General features: G+C 75.1%; 14 protein-coding genes. 6 read left to right on the top strand and 8 right to left on the bottom strand.

Annotation, left to right across the window (positions count from 1 at the left end; genetic code table 11):
* Positions 1–2 precede the first annotated feature (2 nt).
* Positions 3–755, bottom strand: coding sequence for a response regulator transcription factor (locus OH807_RS27685; protein WP_406203825.1), 753 nt, complete (start codon positions 753–755; stop codon positions 3–5).
* A gap of 384 nt (positions 756–1139) precedes the next feature.
* On the opposite strand from OH807_RS27685, the gene OH807_RS27680 reads away from it, so the two are divergent.
* From OH807_RS27680 to OH807_RS27660, 5 genes are all read left to right on the top strand, one after another.
* Entirely contained in the window at positions 1140–1910 is a 771-nt protein-coding gene (locus OH807_RS27680; protein WP_406203822.1) for an amino acid ABC transporter ATP-binding protein, read from the top strand.
* A gap of 174 nt (positions 1911–2084) precedes the next feature.
* Entirely contained in the window at positions 2085–2984 is a 900-nt protein-coding gene (locus OH807_RS27675; protein WP_406203819.1) for a glutamate ABC transporter substrate-binding protein, read from the top strand.
* Positions 2985–3035: 51 nt separating this feature from the next.
* Positions 3036–3686 carry an amino acid ABC transporter permease gene (locus OH807_RS27670; protein WP_406203816.1) on the top strand — a complete coding sequence of 217 codons (651 nt, stop codon included), beginning with the start codon at positions 3036–3038 and terminating at the stop codon, positions 3684–3686.
* Complete coding sequence (locus OH807_RS27665) at positions 3683–4534, top strand: amino acid ABC transporter permease (protein WP_406203813.1); 852 nt, start codon at positions 3683–3685, stop codon at positions 4532–4534. Before OH807_RS27670 ends, OH807_RS27665 begins: the two co-directional genes overlap by 4 nt.
* Before the next feature lie 107 nt (positions 4535–4641).
* Positions 4642–6441, top strand: coding sequence for an FAD-dependent monooxygenase (locus OH807_RS27660; RefSeq protein ID WP_406203810.1), 1800 nt, complete (start codon positions 4642–4644; stop codon positions 6439–6441).
* On the opposite strand, the gene rny is transcribed toward OH807_RS27660, so the two are convergent.
* From rny to OH807_RS27625, 7 genes are all read right to left on the bottom strand, one after another.
* Entirely contained in the window at positions 6422–7876 is a 1455-nt protein-coding gene (gene rny / locus OH807_RS27655; protein ID WP_406203807.1) for a ribonuclease Y, read from the bottom strand. The two genes, OH807_RS27660 and rny, sit on opposite strands and share 20 nt — an antisense overlap.
* Before the next feature lie 187 nt (positions 7877–8063).
* Entirely contained in the window at positions 8064–9173 is a 1110-nt protein-coding gene (locus tag OH807_RS27650) for a regulatory protein RecX (protein WP_406203804.1), read from the bottom strand.
* A 7-nt stretch (positions 9174–9180) separates the two neighbouring features.
* Positions 9181–10323 carry a recombinase RecA gene (gene recA / locus OH807_RS27645; protein ID WP_406203801.1) on the bottom strand — a complete coding sequence of 381 codons (1143 nt, stop codon included), beginning with the start codon at positions 10321–10323 and terminating at the stop codon, positions 9181–9183.
* 153 nt (positions 10324–10476) lie between these two features.
* Positions 10477–11718 carry an AI-2E family transporter gene (locus tag OH807_RS27640; protein ID WP_406203798.1) on the bottom strand — a complete coding sequence of 414 codons (1242 nt, stop codon included), beginning with the start codon at positions 11716–11718 and terminating at the stop codon, positions 10477–10479.
* A gap of 253 nt (positions 11719–11971) precedes the next feature.
* A complete protein-coding gene (locus OH807_RS27635) occupies positions 11972–12166 on the bottom strand; it encodes a DUF3046 domain-containing protein (RefSeq protein WP_406203795.1) in 195 nt (64 codons plus the stop codon).
* 35 nt (positions 12167–12201) lie between these two features.
* The gene (locus OH807_RS27630) at positions 12202–12801 is read right to left on the bottom strand and encodes a GNAT family N-acetyltransferase (protein ID WP_406203792.1); all 600 of its coding nucleotides are present in this window, start codon (positions 12799–12801) and stop codon (positions 12202–12204) included.
* A gap of 81 nt (positions 12802–12882) precedes the next feature.
* Positions 12883–14421 carry a S8 family peptidase gene (locus tag OH807_RS27625; RefSeq protein WP_406203790.1) on the bottom strand — a complete coding sequence of 513 codons (1539 nt, stop codon included), beginning with the start codon at positions 14419–14421 and terminating at the stop codon, positions 12883–12885.
* 232 nt (positions 14422–14653) lie between these two features.
* Here OH807_RS27625 and OH807_RS27620 point away from each other — a divergent pair, with 232 nt between their 5' ends.
* The gene (locus OH807_RS27620) at positions 14654–19510 is read left to right on the top strand and encodes an ATP-dependent helicase (RefSeq protein ID WP_406203787.1); all 4857 of its coding nucleotides are present in this window, start codon (positions 14654–14656) and stop codon (positions 19508–19510) included.
* The last annotated feature ends 359 nt before the right edge of the window (positions 19511–19869 follow it).

Here is a 19869-nt window from a genome sequence, read left to right as displayed (position 1 = left end):
GGTCAGTGCTCCGCGGGGGCCTGGGGGGCGTCCGCGGCGGCGGCCGGGGACTCGGGGATCAGCCGGTAGCCGACGCCCCGGACGGCCTCGACGAGTCCGGGCAGCGCCAGCTTGGTGCGCAGCGAGCCGATGTGCACCTCCAGCGTCCGGCCGTTGCCCTCCCAGCCGCTGCGCCAGACCTCGCTGAAGATCTGCTCGCGGCGGTAGACCACGCCGGGGCTCTGCGCCAGCAGCGCGAGCAGGTCGAACTCCTTGCGGGTGAGCGGGACATCGCGGCCGTCGACACTGACCCGGCGGCGCTCGCGGTCGATCGTGATGCCGCGCGACTCCAGCGGCCCGCGCGGCTGCGGCACGCTGTCGTCGGGCGCGGGAGCCGCGGCGGCGGGCGCCGCGCCGCGCCGGGCCACGGCGTGGATCCGGGCGAGCAGCTCGCCCATGTCGTAGGGCTTGGTGACGTAGTCGTCGGCGCCGAGGTTGAGGCCGTGGATGCGGGAACGGATGTCGGCGCGCGCGGTCACCATGATCACGGGCACGCCGCTGCCGGCCCGGATCCGGCTGCAGACCTCGAAGCCGTCCCGGTCGGGCAGGCCGAGGTCGAGCAGGACCACCCGGTACGGCTCGTTGCCGTCCGGCACCAGCGCGTCGAGCGCCTCGTGGCCGCTGCGGGCGTGCCTGACCTGGAAGCCGTGCCGTCCCAGCACCGCGACCAGCGCGGCGGCCACGCGTTCGTCGTCCTCGACGAGCAGTAGTCGCATCGTTCCTCCTCCCCCCGATGTTCCCCGGGGTTTCGTGTGGCGTTCACGGGCCCCACCGGGCACCTCCCGGTTCTGCGCAGTATGAGCCAGCGGAGCGCCGGACGCCAGGCTCGGCCAGGCTCCGGAACCCTCCGGGACGGCCTGCGGCGGGGCGGGTGCCCGCTGTCACCTGCCCCCGTGGGAGGGCCGTGAACAGTGCGCGCGGGGCGTGTGGCCGGATCGTGATGCTCAAGTTCCGCTCAGATCGGCTGACGTGGCATCGTCATCGCTCCTATGGTCGGCGCACCGGGGGCCGAGGCTCCGCCGGCCGAGGCCCCCGGCTTTCCATCACCATTGCCGCCCAAGGGAGTTAAGCTCTCGGGCCGTTACCAGGGAGCAGGCGCGATGACCGAGAGCCTCACCAAGGACTCCAGCGCCGCCGCCCCCCTGGTGGTGCTGAGCGGGGTGAACAAGCACTTCGGCGCCCTGCACGTGCTCCAGGACATCGAGCTGGAGATCAAGCAGGGCGAGGTCGTCGTCCTGATCGGGCCCTCCGGCTCCGGCAAGTCCACGCTGTGCCGGACGATCAACCGGCTGGAGACCATCGACTCCGGGACGATCACCATCGACGGCCGGCCGCTGCCCGCCGAGGGCCGCGAGCTGGCCCGGCTCCGGGCCGAGGTCGGCATGGTGTTCCAGAGCTTCAACCTGTTCGCCCACAAGACGGTGCTGGACAACGTGGTGCTCGGCCAGGTCAAGGTCCGCGGGATCGCCCGCGACCAGGCCGTGCGGACCGCCAAGGAGCTGCTGGACCGGGTCGGTGTCGGCGCGCAGGCCGGGAAGTTCCCGGCCCAGCTGTCCGGCGGGCAGCAGCAGCGCGTCGCGATCGCCCGGGCCCTGGCGATGAACCCCAAGGTGATGCTCTTCGACGAGCCCACCTCGGCGCTCGATCCGGAGATGATCAACGAGGTGCTGGAGGTCATGCGCCAGCTGGCCGCCGACGGCATGACGATGGTCGTCGTCACGCACGAAATGGGCTTCGCCCGCTCCGCCGCCAACCGCGTGCTCTTCATGGCGGACGGCCGGATCGTCGAGCAGAACACCCCCGAGGCCTTCTTCACCGCGCCGCGCAGCGACCGCGCGAAGGACTTCCTCTCCAAGATCCTGCAGCACTGACCGCCCGCGGGGCGCCCCGGTCCGCCCGGGTGCCCCCGACGGTCCGGACCGCACCGGGCCGGCCTGCGGTCCGCAACGGCGAGGACGCCGTCGCAGACCCCCGCCGACCCGGCCACCTTCCTGTCGCCAGAGCCCGGTTGACCCGTGGCCGCCAGCCCGAGGAGAGCTACCCTCATGAGGACCAGTCGCACCTTCGCCGTCGCGCTCTGTGCCGTCGCACTCACCGCCACCGCCGCCTGCGGCAAGGACGGCACGCCCGGCGCCGCCGCCACCGCGAGCAACGCCCCGCAGCTGCCCACCTACACGGTCAAGACCGACGCCAAGGTGGACTCGCAGATCCTGGCCACCGCCAAGAAGCGCGGCCAGCTGATCATCGGCGCCAAGGCCGACCAGCCGTTCCTCGGCTTCGAGGACGTCGCCAGCGGCGACCGCAGCGGCTTCGACATCGAGATCGCCAAGATGGTCGCCGCCGACCTCGGCTTCACCCCGCAGCAGATCAAGTGGGTCACCCTGGTCTCCTCGCAGCGCGAGCCGGCCATCGCCAACGGCCAGATCGACTTCTACGTCGGCACCTACAGCATCAACGACGAGCGCAAGAAGTCGGTCTCCTTCGCCGGCCCGTACTACGTCGCCGGCCAGGACCTCCTGGTGAAGTCCGACAACACCGCGATCACCGGCCCGGAGACGGTCAACGGCAAGAACGTCTGCACCGCCACCGGCTCGACGTCGATCAAGAACATCCAGCAGTACTCGCCGAAGATCACCCAGTTCGACACCTACTCGGCCTGCGTCGAGAAGCTGATGTCGGGCGAGGTCGACGCCGTCACCACCGACGACGCGATCCTCAAGGGCTACGCCTCCAAGTTCGCCCCCAAGCTCAAGGTGGTCGGCAAGCCGTTCACCAAGGAGAACTACGGCGTCGGCCTGAACAAGGACGACGCGACGCTGCGCGGCGCGATCAGCGACGCCCTCAAGGCCCACCAGGACAACGGCGACTGGAAGAAGGCGTACGACGCCACCCTCGGCCTCTCCGGCTCGGCCGCGCCCACGCCGCCGGCCCTGGAGCGGTACTGATCCTCCCCGCCGACCGACGTTCCTGACCACCCCTGAGAGGAGGGCCGCCGAATGGGTTTCATGTTCGAGGACGGCAACTTCGCGCTGTTCCGCGACGGCTTCCTGCAGACGATCGAGCTGAGCGCACTCAGCGCGCTGCTCGCCCTGCTGCTGGGCACCCTGCTGGCGGCCTTCCGGGTCTCCCCCGTCCCGGTGCTGCGCGGATTCGGCACCGGCTGGGTGACGCTCTTCCGCAACACCCCGCTCACCGTGCTGTTCTTCGCCGTGACCTTCGGGCTGCCGCCGCTCGGCGTGCACTTCAGCCACCTCACCTTCGCGGTGCTGGCGCTCGGCGCGTACACCGCGTCGTTCGTCTGCGAGGTGCTGCGCTCGGGCATCAACACCGTGCCGCTGGGCCAGGCGGAGGCCGCCCGCAGCCTGGGCATGACCTTCGGCCAGACGCTGTTCAGCATCGTCCTGCCGCAGGCCGGCCGGACGGTGCTGGCGCCGATGAGCAGCGTGTTCATCGCCCTGCCGAGGAACTCCGCCATCGCCGGCGCGTTCAGCGTGAGCGAGCTGTACAGCGCGCAGCAGACGTTCTCCGAGCGCGGCTACTCGATCTTCGCGATCTTCTTCTGGGTGGCCTGCGCCTACCTGGTGATCAGCGCCACCGTCGCCCTGCTGTTCCGCTTCCTGGAAGACCGACTGGCGGTGGCCCGATGAGCTCCCTCTTCACCCGTGGTTCGACGGCCAGCGTCCTCTACGACGCACCGGGCCCGCGGGCCCGCTCGCGCTACCGGATCTTCGGGGTGCTGTCGGTCCTCGGCATCGCCGGGCTGCTCTGGTACGCCGTCACCGCGCTCGCCGACAACGGCCAGTTCGACGCCCAGCTGTGGGACGTCTTCCAGTACACGGCCGTCCAGCAGCGGATCGTCGACGGCCTGCTCTCCACCCTGGAGGCCTTCGGGCTGGCGGCCGTGTTCTCGCTCGCGCTGGGCGCACTCCTGGCGGCCGGCCAGCTCTCCGACCACACGGCGGTGCGCCGGGCCGCGGTCTCCTTCGTCCAGTTCTTCCGGGCGATGCCGCTGCTGATCCTGATCGTCGCGCTCTACTACGCGTTCTTCGCGAAGGAGCCGATGTGGGCGCTGGTGCTCGGGCTCACCCTCTACAACGGCTCCGTCCAGGCCGAGATCATCCGCAGCGGCGTCAACGCCGTCCCGCGCGGGCAGAGCGAGGCCGCGTACGCGCTCGGCCTGCGCAAGACCCAGGTGATGACCGTCATCCTGGTGCCGCAGGCGGTCCGCTCGATGCTGCCCACGATGATCGGCCAGCTGGTCGTCACCCTGAAGGACACCTCGCTCGGCTTCATCATCACCTATCACGAGCTGCTGTTCGTCGGTAAGGCCATCGCCAGTCAGCCGATCAACGCCGCGGGCTTCCCCTACATCCCGGTCGTCCTGGTGATCGGACCGATCTACGTGCTGATGTGCCTGCTCCTCACGGCGCTCGCCCGGTGGATCGAAGCACGCGGCCGTCGCGGCGCGAACCGGCGCACATCGGCTGCTGCTTGACGGACACGCAGGTGAACTGTTGCATTGCTCTTCGTGACACCATCCGGGACCATCCTCGCGGCATATGACGCCACCCCGTCGGCCCGCCCATGCCCGGAGGTCCCGGCATGGACCCGGTGATCGTGGTCGGGGCCGGGCCGGTCGGCCTGGCCCTGGCCCTCGCGCTCGCCCGGCACGAGGTGCCGACCATAGTCCTGGACGAGGGCTCCGGGCTCTGCCCGGAAGGCCCGCGCAGCGTCGTCCTCGGCGCCGACACCGCCGCCTTCCTGACCCGGATCGGCTACCCGCGGGCCGTCTCCGACGCCGCCCGGTGGGACGCCTTCACCGTCTGGCGCCGCCGCCAGGAGGTGCTCCGCTTCGACCTCGCCGACACCCCGGTCCTCCACCTGCCCCAGCACCGGCTGCAGCGCGGCCTGCGCGACGCCCTCACCGGCACGCCGCTGGTCCGCCTCGTCCCGCTGAGCCGGGTGACCCGGCTCGAACAGGACCGGGACGGCGTCAGCGTCCACACCCGCAACCCGCAGAACGGCACCGAGACCTGGTGGCGCGGCAGCCACCTGGTCGGCTGCGACGGCGCCCGCTCCACCGTCCGCAAGCTGCTGAAGATCCGCTTCCCCGGCCGGCCGGCGGTCGACCGCAACGCCATCGCCACCGTCCGGGTCGACCTGCCCTTCACCGAGGCCCGGCTGCACCGCGAGCCGCCGTGGCGCGGCGACCGCGAGGCCTCCGCCCGCCCGCTGCCGGACGGCGTCTGGCGCCTGGACTGGCGGCTGCCCCCGGGCAGACCGGCCCCCACCGAAGCCGTCGACCCGCACGCCACCTGGCCCGGCATCGTCACCGGTGACACCCTGCTCACGCGCGTCACCGCCACCCTCACCGGGTGGTGCGGCGAACTGCCCCGGTACGAGCTGCTCGCCGCCGCCGACCACACCGCCCAGCAGCGCCTCGCCGCGCGCTTCCGCAGCGGCCGCTGCTTCCTCGCCGGCGACGCCGCCCACCTGCACGGCGCGCTCGGCATGCAGAACCTCGCCGACGGCCTGCGCGACGCCGACAACCTCGCCTGGCGCCTCGCACTCGCCTGGCACCTCCACTCCGGCGGCCCGCAGCCCGGCGGCTCGCTGCTCGACGGCTACGAGGCCGAACGCCGCGGCGCGGTCGGCGCCCGGCTGCGCGCCGTCGACCAGGCCATGCCGCTGCTGCGCCCACTGCGCGGCTGGCCGGCCACCCGGCGCTCGCTGTTCACCGGCTCCTTCCGCAAGCACGCGCCGCTGCTCGCCGACGGCCTGCTCGGCACCGGCCGCTTCGGCGGGGCCCCGGCCTACCCGGCCGCCCCCTCCGGCGTGCCCGGGCGGGTGCCGGTCCAGCGCGGCATGCGCGGTAGCACCGCGCTCAGCGAACTGCTGCCCGCCACCGCCCCCGGCGTCCTGGTGCCGGACGTCCCGGTGCTCGCCACCGACGGCACGCCGGACCAGCTGCACGCCCGGCTCGGATCGACCTTCCTGCTGCTGCTGGTCGCCCCCGGCACCGCGGTCTGGTCCGCCGAGCACTGGCTCGGCGCCGGGCTGATGCCCCGGCTGGCCGAGGTCGCCGCGGCGCTGCCGGTGCCGGCCGAGGTCCTGGTCACCGAGGAGTACCCGGGCGCCGGGCCGCACACGGTGCTGCTGATCCGGCCCGACGGGCACCTGGTCGGCGTCACCCAGGGCGCGGCCGCCGAGGACCTCCAGGCCCTCGCCGACGCGGCCCGGGGCGGGCCGCAGCCGCTCACCGGCAGCGCCGATCCGGAACCGTCGGCCCCGGCAGCGCCCGGCTGCGGCAGCGGCCCGGAGACCGCGCCGACGGCCCCGGCCGCGGTGGCCGCCCCGGTGTCCGCCCCGCCGGTGGACTCGGCTAGCGCGCCACCTCGGTGACCCGGCTCTCCCGGACCACCGTGACCCGGATCTGCCCCGGGTAGGTCAGCTCCGCCGCCACCTGCTTGGCGACCTCGCGGGCGATCACCTGCGCCCCGAGGTCGTCCACCACCTCCGGCCGCACCATCACCCGCACCTCGCGGCCGGCCTGCATCGCGTAGACCTTCGCCACCCCGTCGTGCGCCCGGGCGATCTCCTCCAGCCGCTCCAGCCGGCGCACGTACAGCTCCAGGGACTCCTTGCGGGCCCCCGGCCGGCCGCCCGAACACGCGTCGGCGGCCTGGGTCAGCACCGCCTCCACCGTGCGCGGCTCCACCTCGCCGTGGTGCGCCGCAATGGCGTGCACGACGTCGGCCGACTCGCCGTACCGGCGGGCGAGCTCCGCCCCGACCGCCGCATGGCTGCCCTCGGCCTCGTGCGTCAGCGCCTTGCCGATGTCGTGCAGCAGCGCCGAGCGCCGCACCGGCTCCGGATCCACCCCGAGCTCGGCGGCCATCATCCCGGCCAGGTGCGCCGACTCCACCAGGTGCCCCAGCACGTTCTGCCCGTACGAGGCCCGGTAGCGCAGCGTGCCCAGGGTGCGGACCAGCTCCGGGTGCATCCCGGTGACCCGCACCGCCAGCAGCGCGTCCTCACCGGCCCGCACGCAGCGCCGCTCGACCTCCTCGCGGCTGCGCTCGTGCACGTGCTCGATCCGCACGGGGTGGATCCGGCCGTCCTCGACCAGCTGCTCCAGGGTGAGCCGCGCGGTCTCGCGGCGGACCGGGTCGAAACAGGAGAGCTGCACCGAGGCGGGGGTGTCGTCGATGATCAGGTTGACCCCGGTGACCGCCTCGAAGGTCCGGATGTTGCGGCCCTCACGGCCGATGATCCGGCCCTTCATCTCCTCGTTCGGCAGCCGGAAGAGCGACACGGCCGTCTCGGCGGTCTGCTCGGCAGCCAGCCGCTGGATCGCCCCGGCGACGATCCGCCGGGCCCGGCCCTCGCCCTCCTCCTTGGCCGCCCGCTCGATCTCCCGGACGGTGACGGCCGCCTCGCGCCGGGCCTGCGCCTCGGCCTCCCGGACGAGTTGGGCCCGGGCCTGGCCCGCGGAGAGCCCGGCCACCCGCTCCAGCGCCGCCGCCCGACGCCGCAGCAGCGCCTCGGCCTCGCCGTGGGCCTGCTCCAACGCGGCCGAGCGCTCGGCGAGTTCGCCCTCGCGGGCGCGGAGCCGGTCCAACTCCTCGGTCAACCGCTCCTCGCGCCGGTCGAGTTCGGCCCGCAGCTGCTCCGCCTGCTGCTCGTCCCGGCGCCGGGCCCGCTCGGTCTCGGCCACCACCCGCCGCTGCGCGGAGCGCAGGCGCCGGACGGTCAGCCAGGCCGACACCACGACGGCGGCCAGCACGGCCGGCGAGAGCAGGAGGGCGACCGTTCCGGTGCTCAGCGCGATGCTCATCCTGACCACTCCCCGTCCCTGTACGGCACGCCGTCCGGGACCGGCTGCGACCGGGCCCGGGCATGCCTGCCCGAGGCGTGGCCGAGGAGTGATCGACGCGCTCCCGCACTGAGTGCGAGGCTAAGCGCAGGTTACGAAACGGTCAAGACTGGCCTGGTACTTGGCCAACTTACGTACCGGGACGCCGTCAGTCCCACTCGTCGGCGGGTGCTCCGTCCACGTCCTCTTCCGCCGGGCCGGTACCGGCCTCCTCGTCCAGCGCCTCGCGGACCACTCGGTAGGCCAGACCCTCGGAGTAGCCGCGGCGGGCCAGCACACCGACCAGCCGGCGTGTCCGGGCCTGGCGCTCCAGCCCGCGCGTGGTCCGGAGCTTGCGCTCGACCAGCGCCCTGGCCGCCTCGGTCTCGTCGTCCTGGTCGACCTGCGCGAGGGCCTGCTCGGCCCGCTCGCCGGTCACGCCCTTGGTCCGCAACTCCTGGGCCAGCGCCCGCCGGGAGAGTCCCCGGACGGCGTGCCGGGACTCCACCCAGGCCTGTGCGAAGGCGGCGTCGTCGATCAGCCCGACCTCCTCCAGCCGGGTCAGTACCTGCTCGGCGACCTCGTCGGGGATCTCCCGCTTGCGCAGGGCGTCCGCGAGCTGCTTGCGGGACTTGGCGGCGCCGGTCAGCAGCCGAAGGCAGATGTCGCGCGCGCGGGTCTCCGGGTCGGCCTGGTCCTCGGCGCGGGCCGCCCGCCCCGCGCGGCGCGGCTTCCCGGCCCGGCCGGCACCGTCCTGGTCCCCGGCCGGCCCGTGCTCCGAACCGTGCTCAAGCCCGTGCTCCGGGCCGTACTCGGCACCGGTCGTGCGCCCGGTACGGTCCGCCCGGGTCCGGGTCCGGGTGCGGGCGCGGCGGCTGTCCGGCCCGATGGTCGAGGACGGGGCGGCCGCACCCCCGTGACCGGCCGCTCCGCTCCCGGTCCACCGGCCCGGGTCCTCCTCCTCCAGCGCCGAGCGGCGCCGGCGCCGCCCGGTGGGCAGCTCGGAGGCGGAGACCAGCCCGAGCCCGCCGTCCGGCCCCTCGAACCCGTCCGACCCCTGGAACCCTGGGGCCCCCTCGGATCCGCGCGGACCCCCGGCCCCGGTGGGGCCCGCTGCCGGCCGCCGGGCCGAGGCCCGCCGCCGGGCGGGCTCCGGAGCGGGCCCGGCCACGAACGGGGCCGGTTCCGGCTCCGCCACCGCGGCGAGCCAGTCCGGCGGTCCGTGGTCGTCGTCCTCCGGGCCCACCGGGTCACCGTCCATCGCCGTGTCGTGCTGCATCAACGGGTCAGGCCTTGGCGGCCGCCGCCGTCTTCTTCGCCGCGGCCGTCTTGGCGGCGGTCGCGGTGATCGGCTTGACGGTGCCGTCAGCAGCTCCGGCCGTGGCCGCCGCAGCGGCCTGGTCCGCGCCCTCGGCCTCGGCCGGCTCCTCGATCTTCGGGCCGATGCCCAGCTTGCTCTTGAGCTTCCGCTCGATCTCGTCGGCCAGCTGCGGGTTGTCCCGCAGGAAGTTGCGGGCGTTCTCCTTGCCCTGGCCGAGCTGGTCGCCCTCGTAGGTGTACCAGGCGCCCGACTTGCGGATGAACCCGTGCTCGACGCCCATGTCGATCAGGCCGCCCTCGCGGCTGATGCCCACGCCGTACAGGATGTCGAACTCGGCCTGCTTGAACGGCGCGGCGACCTTGTTCTTGACGACCTTGACGCGGGTGCGGTTGCCGACCGCCTCGGTGCCGTCCTTCAGGGTCTCGATCCGGCGGATGTCCAGCCGGACGGAGGCGTAGAACTTCAGCGCCCGGCCACCGGTCGTGGTCTCCGGCGAGCCGAACATGACGCCGATCTTCTCGCGGAGCTGGTTGATGAACACCGCGGTGGTGTTCGACTGGTTCAGCGCGCCGGCGATCTTGCGCAGCGCCTGGCTCATCAGCCGGGCCTGCAGACCGACGTGCGAGTCGCCCATCTCGCCCTCGATCTCCGCGCGCGGGACGAGTGCCGCGACGGAGTCGATGATCACCAGGTCGATCGCGCCGGAGCGGATCAGCATGTCGGTGATCTCCAGGGCCTGCTCGCCGGTGTCCGGCTGGCTGACCAGCAGGGCGTCGGTGTCCACGCCGAGCTTCTTGGCGTACTCCGGGTCGAGCGCGTGCTCCGCGTCGACGAAGGCGACCGTGCCGCCGGCCCGCTGGGCGTTGGCCGCCAGGTGCAGGGTCAGCGTGGTCTTTCCGGAGGACTCGGGGCCGTAGATCTCGACCACGCGGCCACGCGGAATGCCGCCGACCCCGAGGGCGACGTCCAGGGCGGTGGACCCGGTGGGGATCACCTCGATCGGCTCGTTGGCCTTCTCGCCGAGGCGCATCACCGAGCCCTTGCCGAACTGCCGCTCGATCTGAGCGAGCGCGGTCTCAAGGGCCTTCTCGCGGTCCGTACCTGCCATGGCTTCCACCCTCGGGTTCTGTGCTGTGCGCTTCATCGTCCTCGACGCTAGCGCGTCCCACTGACAAACGGCCCAGACCGGGCTCGGCCTGTGGAAAACTCCTCGCCGGAGAGTACAAAGAACATCTGTTCGATTCAAGCCCGGCCCGTTCGGCTACTCCCCGCCCTCCGGGCCGCCGGTCCGCCCCGCCGCGCCCCCGCCGCTCCCGCCGTCCGCCCCCCGACCTGCGCCGGCGCCCGGCCCCCGACCAGCGCCGGCGCCCGGCCCCGAGCCCGCCCCGACCATCCGCCGCAGCCGTCGCGCCGCCTCCCGGCGCAGCTCACGCCGGGCGCGCCGCTGCGCCCCCCGGTCGATCCGCGGGTCGGTGGTCACCTCGTACCGGCGCACGTAGGTGCCGACGAAGCCCTGGAGGGTGGCCGCCGCCGGGATCGCGATCAGCGCGCCCACCGCGCCGAGCAGCGCCGCGCCCGCGATCACCGAGCCGAACGCCACCGCGGGGTGCACGTCCACCGTCCTCGCGGTGATCCGCGGGTGCAGCAGGTAGTTCTCGATCTGCTGGTAGACCACCACGAAGACCAGCACCCAGAGCGCGTCCACCGGCTCCACGGTGAGCGCGACCAGCACCGGCAGCGCACCCGCCAGGTACGTCCCGATGGTCGGCACGAACTGCGACATGACGCCGACCCAGACCGCCAGCGCGGCGGAGTAGGGCAGGTCCAGCAGGGCGAACATCACCCAGTGCGCGAGCGCCGACGCCACCGCGAGCAGGGCCCGCGAGTACAGGTAGCCGCCGGTCTTGGCCAGCGCGATCTCCCAGGCCCGCAGCACCTCGCCCTGCCGGGCCGGCGGCAGCATCGAGCAGACCGTCCGGCGGACGCGGGGGCCGTCGGCGGTGAAGTAGAAGGTGAAGAGGCCGACCGTGAAGGCCTGGAAGAGCCCGCCGATCAGGGTGGAGGAGACGCCCCAGACGTTGTCGGCGGCCTGCTGGGCGTAGGTCTCGATGGCGCCGGAGTCCTTGAGCAGCTTCTTCTGCAACTCGTCCAGCGAGAGGTCCTGGTGGAAGGTCCGGTTGACCCAGTTGATCAGGTTGTCGAGCAGGTGCGGCAGGTCGCCCGCGATCTTCGCCACCTGGTCGACCAGCAGGGTGCCGAGCGCGGCCAGGAAGCCGGCCACCGCGACGGCCAGCGCCACGAACACCAGGAAGGTGCCGACCCCGCGGCGCACCCCGCGGGCCGCCATCCGGTCCACGGCCGGCTCCAGGGCCAGCGAGAGGAAGAAGGAGACCAGCAGCATCACGAAGAGGTCGATCAGCTGGTGGAAGGCCCAGTCGGCGAGCTTGAACAGCCCGACCAGGGCGAGCGCCATGACCATCGCACGGGGGAGCCAGCGCGGCATCCCCGAGCCCCGGAGGCCGCCGGCCGCGTCACGGCCCGGCTCCGGCGGGCCCGCGTCCGCCGGCGCGGGGGCCGACCCCGAGGCGGCCGAGGATGCGGATGCGGGAGCGGGCTGCGGGCCCGCGGCCTCGTCGACGACTCGCGCCGACCTGTCCGAATTCTGCGCTTCTGGGCTGCTTGTCACCCGGACAGTCTGTCCCATGCCCGTTGCCCGTCCGCGCACCGGGCGCCGGCCGGCGGACGCGGGACACCGCTCAGCGCAGTACGGCCGACACGCCCTGCGTCTCGCAGACCACCCGCCAGACGTCCTTGGCCTCCAGGCCCGCCTCCAGCGCCTGCTGCACCGTCCGCCCGCCCAGCTCCGCCATCACGTGATCGGTGGCGAACGACTCCGCGTAGGCCGCGCCGAAGTGCTCGTACATCCGCCGCCAGAACTCGGTCAACCTCATGCCCACCAGTATCCCGGACCGGGCCCGCGGACCGCTCAGGGTTTCCGGTCGGCAGGCTCCCGGCCGGCGGGCTTCCGGTCGGCGGGCTTCCGGTCGGCCGCCGCCAGGGCGTACTCGACCTCGCCCAGCTCACTGCCGGGGATCGGATCCGGGTACTCCTCCTGGAAGGTCCGCACGTAGCTCAGCCCGGCCTTCTCCATCACCCGCCGCGAGCCGGTGTTGACCGCCATCGTGTACGCCACCACCCGGCGCACGCCCAGCTCCTCGAAGCCCGCCCGGATCAGCGCCCGCGCCCCCTCGGTGGCGTAGCCGCGACCCCAGGCCGCCCGGCGCAGCCGGTAGCCGAGCTCGACCTCGCCGCGGTCGGCCGGATCGGTCGGGCGGAACTCGAACCAGCCCAGGAAGGCCCCGCCGGCCCGCTCCTCGGCCGCCCACCAGCCGAGGTCGCCGTACCGCTCGTAGTGGTCGAAGTAGAGCGGCAGCAGCTGCCCCACGACGTCCGCGCGCGGGGTGGCCCGGCCGCCCGTGAGGTAGCGCATCACCTCAGGGTCGGCGTCCAGCTCCACCAGGTGGTCGACGTCGGCATCGGTGAAGCGGCGCAGCACCAGCCGCTCGGTGGTGAGGTGGACGGTCATGCCCCGATCCTGCCCCGCCCCGGGGCGGCGGTCACCCGGTTTTCCGCGGCGGCCCGGGCGGGCCGCAGCGGGCCGCGGCCGTCAGTGCGGCAGCGCCAGCGTCCCCGCGCCGTAGTACTGCCGGTCCCCGCAGCCGACCGGCCCGGGCGGGCAGGCGGCCGCGGCGGTGGAGGCCAGCAGGTCGGCGAGCCGGTCGGAGTCCCAGTCCGGGTGGAGGGCGGCGGCCACCGCGACCGCGCCGGTGACGTGCGCCGCGGCCATCGAGGTGCCGGCCAGCGCCGCGTACTGCCCGCCGGGCCAGTCGGAGACGATCGCGCCCCGGGCGCCGCCGTCCGGGTCCCCGCCGGGCGCGGCCAGCGAGACCTTGCCCCGCCCGTAGTTGGAGTACGCGGACGGCCGGCCGTCCCGGTTGACGGCGGTCACCGTGACCACCCCGGGCAGCTCGCCGGGCAGCCGGACGCACTCGGTGCCGAGGTACCGGGACTGCGGGGGGCCGGAGGTCCGGTCGTTGGGGCTGCGCTCGTCGGTGCGCGGGGCGCCGAGGTCCTGTCCGTCGTTGCCGGCCGAGGCCACCACCACGGCGCCGTGCCGCCGGGCGTAGCCGACCGCCCGGTCGACCGCCGCGGTCAGCGCGGCCTGGTCGCGGTCCTGCGGGCAGTTGTACTTCCACGGGTCGGCGAAGTAGCTGTTGTTGATCGCCCGGGCGCCGTGGTCGGCGGCCCAGAGCATGCCGCAGACGATGTTCTCCGCGTAGTACTGGCCGAGCGGGCCGAGCAGCCGGACGGCGGCGATCCGGACGCCGGGCGCCACGCCGCTGACGCCGTGGCCGTCCCGGGCGGCGCCGACGATCCCGGCGACGTGCGTGCCGTGACCGCTCTCCCCCACCCCGGCGTCGGGCCGCCAGGCACCGGTGCGGGCGTCGGGGCGGCCGTCGGCGCAGGAGGCGGAGCTCTTCGGGTCGACGGCGGCGCGCAGGTCCGGGTGGGCGTCGTCGACGCCGGAGTCGAGCACCGCGACCAGTACCTTGCGCAGCCCGTCGGCCGGGGGCGCGCCCGGGTCGGCGGAGGGGCTGCGCAGCAGGGTGGGCGAGGAGTCGCCGGCCGTGCCGGCGCCGGGGGCCAGCATGGCGAGGTTCCAGGCGTCCTGCTCGGCCGGGTCGGCCACGGTGGCGGTGGCGTCGTCGGCCCGGTCGGTGCTGCGGCCGCCGGCCCGGTCGGCGGAGGGGCCGAACGCCCCGGCGCCGGCCAGCGGCCGGGGCGGGCTCGGGACCGGGGCCGTGCGGGTGGCTCCCGCCGCGGCCACTCCGGGGCGGGCCCGGACCTTGTCGGCGAAGCCGCCGCCGGCGTACACGAGCACGGCCCCGATCTGCGGGTACTCCTGGACGACCTCGCCGCCGACGGCGCGCGCCTCGGCCCCGGCCCGGGCGGCGCCGGCGGCGTCCTCCTGCTCGGCCAGGACGAGGTAGCTCAGGTAGGACCGGCCGGGCCCGGAGACGTACGGGACGGCGCCACCGACCACCAGGGCGGTGAGCAGCATCGCGAGCAGGGCCCGGAGCGGGCCGCGGGCCGGGTGCGGGCGGGGCCGGTCGGGACCGCTGCCGGACGGGTGTGCCTGCGGCATCGCACGGTCTCCGCTCGTCGGTCCCGGTCGGTCGCGGGAGCTCCGGTGGTCGCGGGAGCTCCTGTGGTCACGGGGGCTCCGGTGGTCACGGGGGCTGCTGGTCGGGGAGGGAATCGCCACCCGAACACTCACCATATGAGTGGATTGTCCGCTTTGCCTTTTCAGTTGCCCCGGACGGCAGGAGCCGACGCCGCGCCCGCCCGTTGTCGGTGGCACCCGGCACCATGGGGGCATGGCGCCGCAGACCCATCCCCAGCCGCCCGCCGACCGGCCCGACGACCCGCTGGCCGGATTCGCCCCGGCCACCCGGGCCTGGTTCACGGGCGCCTTCCACGCGCCCACCACCGCCCAGGCCCGGGCCTGGCAGGCCATCGGCCGGGGGACGGACGTCCTGGTGGTGGCCCCCACCGGCTCCGGCAAGACCCTCGCGGCCTTCCTCTCCGCACTGGACCGCCTCAGCAGCACGCCGGTGCCCGCCGAGCCGAAGCGCCGCTGCCGGGTCCTCTACATCTCGCCGCTCAAGGCCCTCGCCGTCGACGTCGAGCGCAACCTCCGCGCCCCGCTGGCCGGCCTGCGCCAGGCCGCCGTCCGGCTCGGCCTGCCCGAGCCCGACGTCCAGGTCGGCATCCGCTCCGGCGACACCCCGGCCGCCGACCGCCGCCGCTTCGCCGGCCACCCGCCGGACATCCTGATCACCACCCCCGAGTCGCTCTTCCTGCTGCTCACCTCCGCCTCCCGGGAGGCCCTGCGCGGCATCGACACGGTGATCCTGGACGAGGTGCACGCCGTCGCCGGCACCAAGCGCGGCGCCCACCTCGCGCTCTCGCTGGAGCGGCTGGACGAGCTGCTGGAGCGCCCCGCCCGCCGGATCGGCCTCTCCGCCACCGTGCGCCCGGTCGAGGAGGTCGCCCGCTTCCTCAGCCCGCAGCGCGGCGCCGTCGTCGTCCAGCCGCCCGCCGAGAAGGAGTTCGACCTCTCGGTGGTCGTCCCCGTCCCCGACCTCGACGACCTGCCCGCCGCTCCCCCCGGCCCGGCCGCCGGCGGCGACGACACCACCCGCAAGGCGTCGATCTGGCCGCACGTCGAGGAGCGGATCGTCGACCTGGTCCAGGCCCACCGCTCGACCATCGTCTTCGCCAACTCCCGCCGGCTCGCCGAGCGGCTCTGCAACCGCCTCAACGAGATCGCCCTGGAACGGGCCGCCGGCGAGCCGCTGCCCGAGGCGCACTCCCCTGCACAGCTGATGGCCGCGTCCGGCGCCGCCAAGGGCGCCCCACCGGTCATCGCCCGGGCCCACCACGGCTCCGTCTCCAAGGAGCAGCGCGCCCTGGTCGAGGAGGAGCTGAAGGCCGGCCGGCTGCCCGCCGTGGTCGCCACCTCCAGCCTGGAGCTCGGGATCGACATGGGCGCCGTCGAGCTGGTCGTCCAGGTGGAGTCCCCGCCGTCGGTCGCCTCCGGCCTCCAGCGGGTCGGCCGGGCCGGCCACCAGGTCGGCGCCGTCTCCACCGGCGTCTTCTTCCCCAAGTACCGGGGGGACCTCGTCCAGTCCGCCGTGGTCACCGAGCGGATGCGGGCCGGCCGGATCGAGGCGCTGCGCATCCCGCGCAACCCGCTGGACGTCCTGGCGCAGCAGCTGGTCGCGATCACGGCACTGGACACCTGGCCGGTCGACGACCTGCTCGCGCTGGTCCGCCGGGCCGCGCCGTTCGCCACCCTGCCGCAGTCCGCCTTCGACGCGGTGCTCGACATGCTGGCCGGCCGCTACCCCTCGGACGCCTTCGCCGAGCTGCGCCCCCGCCTGGTCTGGGACCGCGTCGCGGGCACCGTCACCGGCCGCCCCGGCGCCCAGCGGCTCGCCGTCACCTCCGGCGGCACCATCCCCGACCGGGGCCTGTTCGGCGTCTTCATCGCCGGCAGCACCGACGGCCCCGCCGACGGGAAGAAGGGCGGCGGGCGGCGGGTCGGCGAGCTGGACGAGGAGATGGTCTACGAGTCCCGCGTCGGCGACGTCTTCACCCTCGGCACCACCTCCTGGCGGATCGAGGAGATCACCCACGACAAGGTGCTGGTCACCCCCGCGCCCGGGATCCCCGGCCGGCTCCCGTTCTGGAAGGGCGACACCCTCGGCCGCCCGCTCGAACTCGGCCGCGCCCTCGGCGCCTTCACCCGGGAGCTGGGCGCGCTGGAGCCCGCGGCCGCCACCGCACGGCTGCGGCAGGCCGGCCTGGACGACTGGGCCGCCGGCAACCTCCTCGACTACCTCGCCGAGCAGCGCGCCGCCTGCGGCCACCTCCCGGACGACCGCACCATCGTGGTCGAGCGCTTCCGGGACGAACTGGGCGACTGGCGGATCGTCATCCACTCCCCCTTCGGCGCCCAGGTGCACGCCCCCTGGGCGCTCGCACTCGGCGCCCGGCTGCGCGAGAAGCACGGCCTCGACCCCCAGGTCATGCACGCCGACGACGGCATCGTGCTGCGCCTGCCCGACGCCGATCTGCTCGCCCCCGACTTCGACTTCGCCGCCCCCGCCGCCCGGCCGGCCCCGGACGACCGGGCGGCCGCCGACGACGCCCCGGTCGGCGCCGACGCCGCCGTGTTCGAATCCGGCGAGATCGAGCAGCTCGTCACCGACCAGGTCGGCGGGTCCGCACTGTTCGCCTCCCGCTTCCGCGAGTGCGCCGGCCGCGCCCTGCTGCTGCCCCGCCGCAACCCGGGCCGGCGCACCCCGCTCTGGCAGCAGCGCCAGCGCGCCGCCCAGCTCCTGGAGGTCGCGTCCGAGTACGGCTCCTTCCCGATCGTGCTGGAGGCCGTCCGGGAGTGCCTGCAGGACGTCTTCGACGTCCCCGGCCTGGTCGAGCTGATGAAGGACCTCGAATCCCGGGCCGTCCGGCTGGTCGAGGTCACCACCCAGGAGCCCTCCCCGTTCGCCCGCTCACTGCTCTTCGGGTACGTCGCCCAGTTCCTCTACGAGGGGGACTCCCCGCTCGCCGAGCGCCGCGCCGCCGCCCTCTCGCTCGACTCCCGCCTGCTCTCCGAGCTGCTCGGCCAGGCCGAGCTGCGCGAACTGCTCGACCCGCAGGTGCTCGCCGAGCTCGAGGCCGAGCTCCAGCGCCTCACCCCGGAGCGGAGGATCAAGGACGCCGAGGGGGTCGCCGACGCACTGCGCCTGCTCGGCCCGCTCACCGAGGCCGAGCTCGCCGCCCGCGGCGCCGAACCGCTCTGGGCCCTGGAGCTGGAGGCCGCCCGCCGGGTGATCGCGGTCCGGATCGCCGGCGAGCAGCGCTGGGCCGCCGTCGAGGACGCCGGGCGGCTGCGCGACGCCCTCGGCACCCCGCTGCCGGTGGGCGTCCCCGAGGCCTTCACCGAGCCCGTGAAGGACCCCCTGGGGGATCTCCTCGCCCGCCACGCCCGCACCCACGGCCCGTTCACCTCCGGCGGGGCCGCCGCCCGCTTCGGCCTCGGCACCGCCGTGGTCACCGGCACGCTGCAGCGGCTGACCGCCGCCGGCCGCCTGGTCCAGGGCGAGTTCAGCCCGCCCGGCGCCGGCCTCCCCTCCGCACCGGCAGCCGGCGCCGCGCTCCCGGACGGCCACGGCGCCACCGTCGAGTGGTGCGACGCCGAGGTGCTGCGCCGGCTGCGCCGCCGCTCGCTGGCCGCCCTGCGGCACGAGGTCGAGGCCGTCCCGCCGCGCGCGCTGGCCGCCTTCCTCCCGCAGTGGCAGCACCTGGCCGGGCACCGGCTGCGCGGCCCAGACGGGCTGCTCCGGGTGGTCGAACAGCTCCAGGGCACCGCGCTGCCCGCCTCCGCCCTGGAGCGGCTGATCCTCCCGGCCCGGCTCGCCGACTACTCCCCCAACCTGCTGGACGAGCTGATGGCGGCGGGCGAGATCGGCTGGTCCGGCGCCGGCGCCCTGCCCGGCAAGGACGGCTGGATCAGCCTGCACCTCGCCGAGAACGCCCACCTGCTGCGCCCCGAGCCCGTGCCACCCGCCGTCACCCCCGTGCACACCGCCCTGCTGGAGGCCCTGGCGGGCGGCTACGGGCTGTTCTTCCGCCAGCTCGTCGCCCACCTTCCGGAGACCCCGGAGGCCGAGCTGGTCGAGGCCCTCTGGGACTTGGTCTGGGCCGGCTACGTCAGCAACGACACGCTGGCCCCGCTGCGCGCCCTGCTCGGCTCGGGCCGGACGGCCGGCGCGACCGCCCACCGGGCGCCCCGGGCCACTCCGCGCGGCCGCTACGGCGGCGCGGGCCGCCCGTTCGGCCGGATCGGCGGCGCCCTGCGCAGCGGCCCGCCGACGGTCGCCGGGCGCTGGTCCCTGCTGCCCGCCCCCGACGCCGACCCGACCGTCCGGGCCACCGCCCGGGCGCAGAGCCTGCTGGACCGGCACGGCCTGGTCACCCGGGGCACGGTGGTGGCCGAGCGGGTCCCGGGCGGCTTCGCCGGGGTGTACCGGGTGCTGGCCGCGATGGAGGAGCGCGGCCGGGCCCGCCGGGGGTACTTCGTGGAGGGGCTGGGCGGTGCCCAGTTCGCCATGGAGGGCGCCGCGGACCGGCTGCGTTCGGTCAGCGGCCGGCTGGACCGGGCGCGGGCGGCCACCGAGTGGGGCGCCGGGCCGGGGGCCGAGCCGCCGCAGGTCCTGGTGCTGGCCGCCGCGGACCCCGCCAACGCCTACGGCGCCGCGCTGCCCTGGCCCGAGCCGCCCGGCGGGCCCGGACCGGCCGGGCCGCTGCCCGGCGACGCCCGGCCCGCCGGGGAGGCGGCCTCCGCGGGCGCCGCCACCGGCCGGGAGGGGCGGGCCGCCAAGGCCCACCGGCCGGGCCGCAAGGCGGGCGCCCTGGTGGTCCTGGTCGACGGCGATCCGGTCCTGTACGTCGAGCGCGGCGGCAAGTCCCTGCTGGCCTGGCGGGAGGAGGGCGCCGCCCTCGCCCCGGCCGCCGCGGCGCTGGCGTCGGCGGTCCGCGCGGGTGCGCTCGGCAGTGTCACCGTCGAACGGGCGAACGGCGAGCCCGCCCTCGGCTCGGCGATCGGCGCCGCCCTGGAGGAGGCCGGCTTCCATGCCACCCCCCGCGGCCTCCGGCTGCGCCCCTGACGGGCCCGGGACGCGCAGCCGCCCCCGGACACGGCGAAGGCCGCGAAGCGGGTGTCCCGCTCCGCGGCCTTCGCACCGCACGGCTCGTCGCCCGGGAGGGCGCCGTCACCCGATCGGAGGCTCTGCCTCCGTCCGGGTCACCGGCTCACCCGTTCGGCGTCGCACCGGCCCGGTGGACCACCGGTCGGCGTGGACCGGGATCAGGCCGAGGCCCCACCCGCCGGCCGCCAGCAGCCCCAGGACGGCCCCGTCGGTCAGTTGCCCGCGGACCGCCGGCAGCCACCAGGCGAGCCCGCCCGCAGCCAGGAGCAGCCCCACGCGAAACGGCCGGGGCACCAGGCGCCCCAGCCGTATTCGGG

It is taken from the genome of Kitasatospora sp. NBC_01560 (assembly GCF_045208415.1).
Lineage (GTDB): Bacteria > Actinomycetota > Actinomycetes > Streptomycetales > Streptomycetaceae > Kitasatospora.
Note: the sequence above shows the minus strand (reverse complement) of the source record. Positions and strands in the feature narration are given on the sequence as shown.

Excerpts from the sequence above, each read along its gene's own strand:
- OH807_RS27630 (WP_406203792.1), bottom strand. The coding sequence starts at position 12,801 with ATGACCGTCCACCTCACCACCGAGCGGCTGGTGCTGCGCCGCTTCACC.
- OH807_RS27635 (WP_406203795.1), bottom strand. The coding sequence starts at position 12,166 with ATGAGGTTGACCGAGTTCTGGCGGCGGATGTACGAGCACTTCGGCGCG.
- OH807_RS27640 (WP_406203798.1), bottom strand. The coding sequence starts at position 11,718 with ATGCCGCGCTGGCTCCCCCGTGCGATGGTCATGGCGCTCGCCCTGGTC.
- OH807_RS27675 (WP_406203819.1), top strand. The coding sequence starts at position 2,085 with ATGAGGACCAGTCGCACCTTCGCCGTCGCGCTCTGTGCCGTCGCACTC.
- rny (WP_406203807.1), bottom strand. The coding sequence starts at position 7,876 with ATGAGCATCGCGCTGAGCACCGGAACGGTCGCCCTCCTGCTCTCGCCG.
- recA (WP_406203801.1), bottom strand. The coding sequence starts at position 10,323 with ATGGCAGGTACGGACCGCGAGAAGGCCCTTGAGACCGCGCTCGCTCAG.
- OH807_RS27660 (WP_406203810.1), top strand. The coding sequence starts at position 4,642 with ATGGACCCGGTGATCGTGGTCGGGGCCGGGCCGGTCGGCCTGGCCCTG.
- OH807_RS27625 (WP_406203790.1), bottom strand. The coding sequence starts at position 14,421 with ATGCCGCAGGCACACCCGTCCGGCAGCGGTCCCGACCGGCCCCGCCCG.
- OH807_RS27680 (WP_406203822.1), top strand. The coding sequence starts at position 1,140 with ATGACCGAGAGCCTCACCAAGGACTCCAGCGCCGCCGCCCCCCTGGTG.
- OH807_RS27650 (WP_406203804.1), bottom strand. The coding sequence starts at position 9,173 with ATGCAGCACGACACGGCGATGGACGGTGACCCGGTGGGCCCGGAGGAC.
- OH807_RS27620 (WP_406203787.1), top strand. The coding sequence starts at position 14,654 with ATGGCGCCGCAGACCCATCCCCAGCCGCCCGCCGACCGGCCCGACGAC.
- OH807_RS27665 (WP_406203813.1), top strand. The coding sequence starts at position 3,683 with ATGAGCTCCCTCTTCACCCGTGGTTCGACGGCCAGCGTCCTCTACGAC.
- OH807_RS27685 (WP_406203825.1), bottom strand. The coding sequence starts at position 755 with ATGCGACTACTGCTCGTCGAGGACGACGAACGCGTGGCCGCCGCGCTG.
- OH807_RS27670 (WP_406203816.1), top strand. The coding sequence starts at position 3,036 with ATGGGTTTCATGTTCGAGGACGGCAACTTCGCGCTGTTCCGCGACGGC.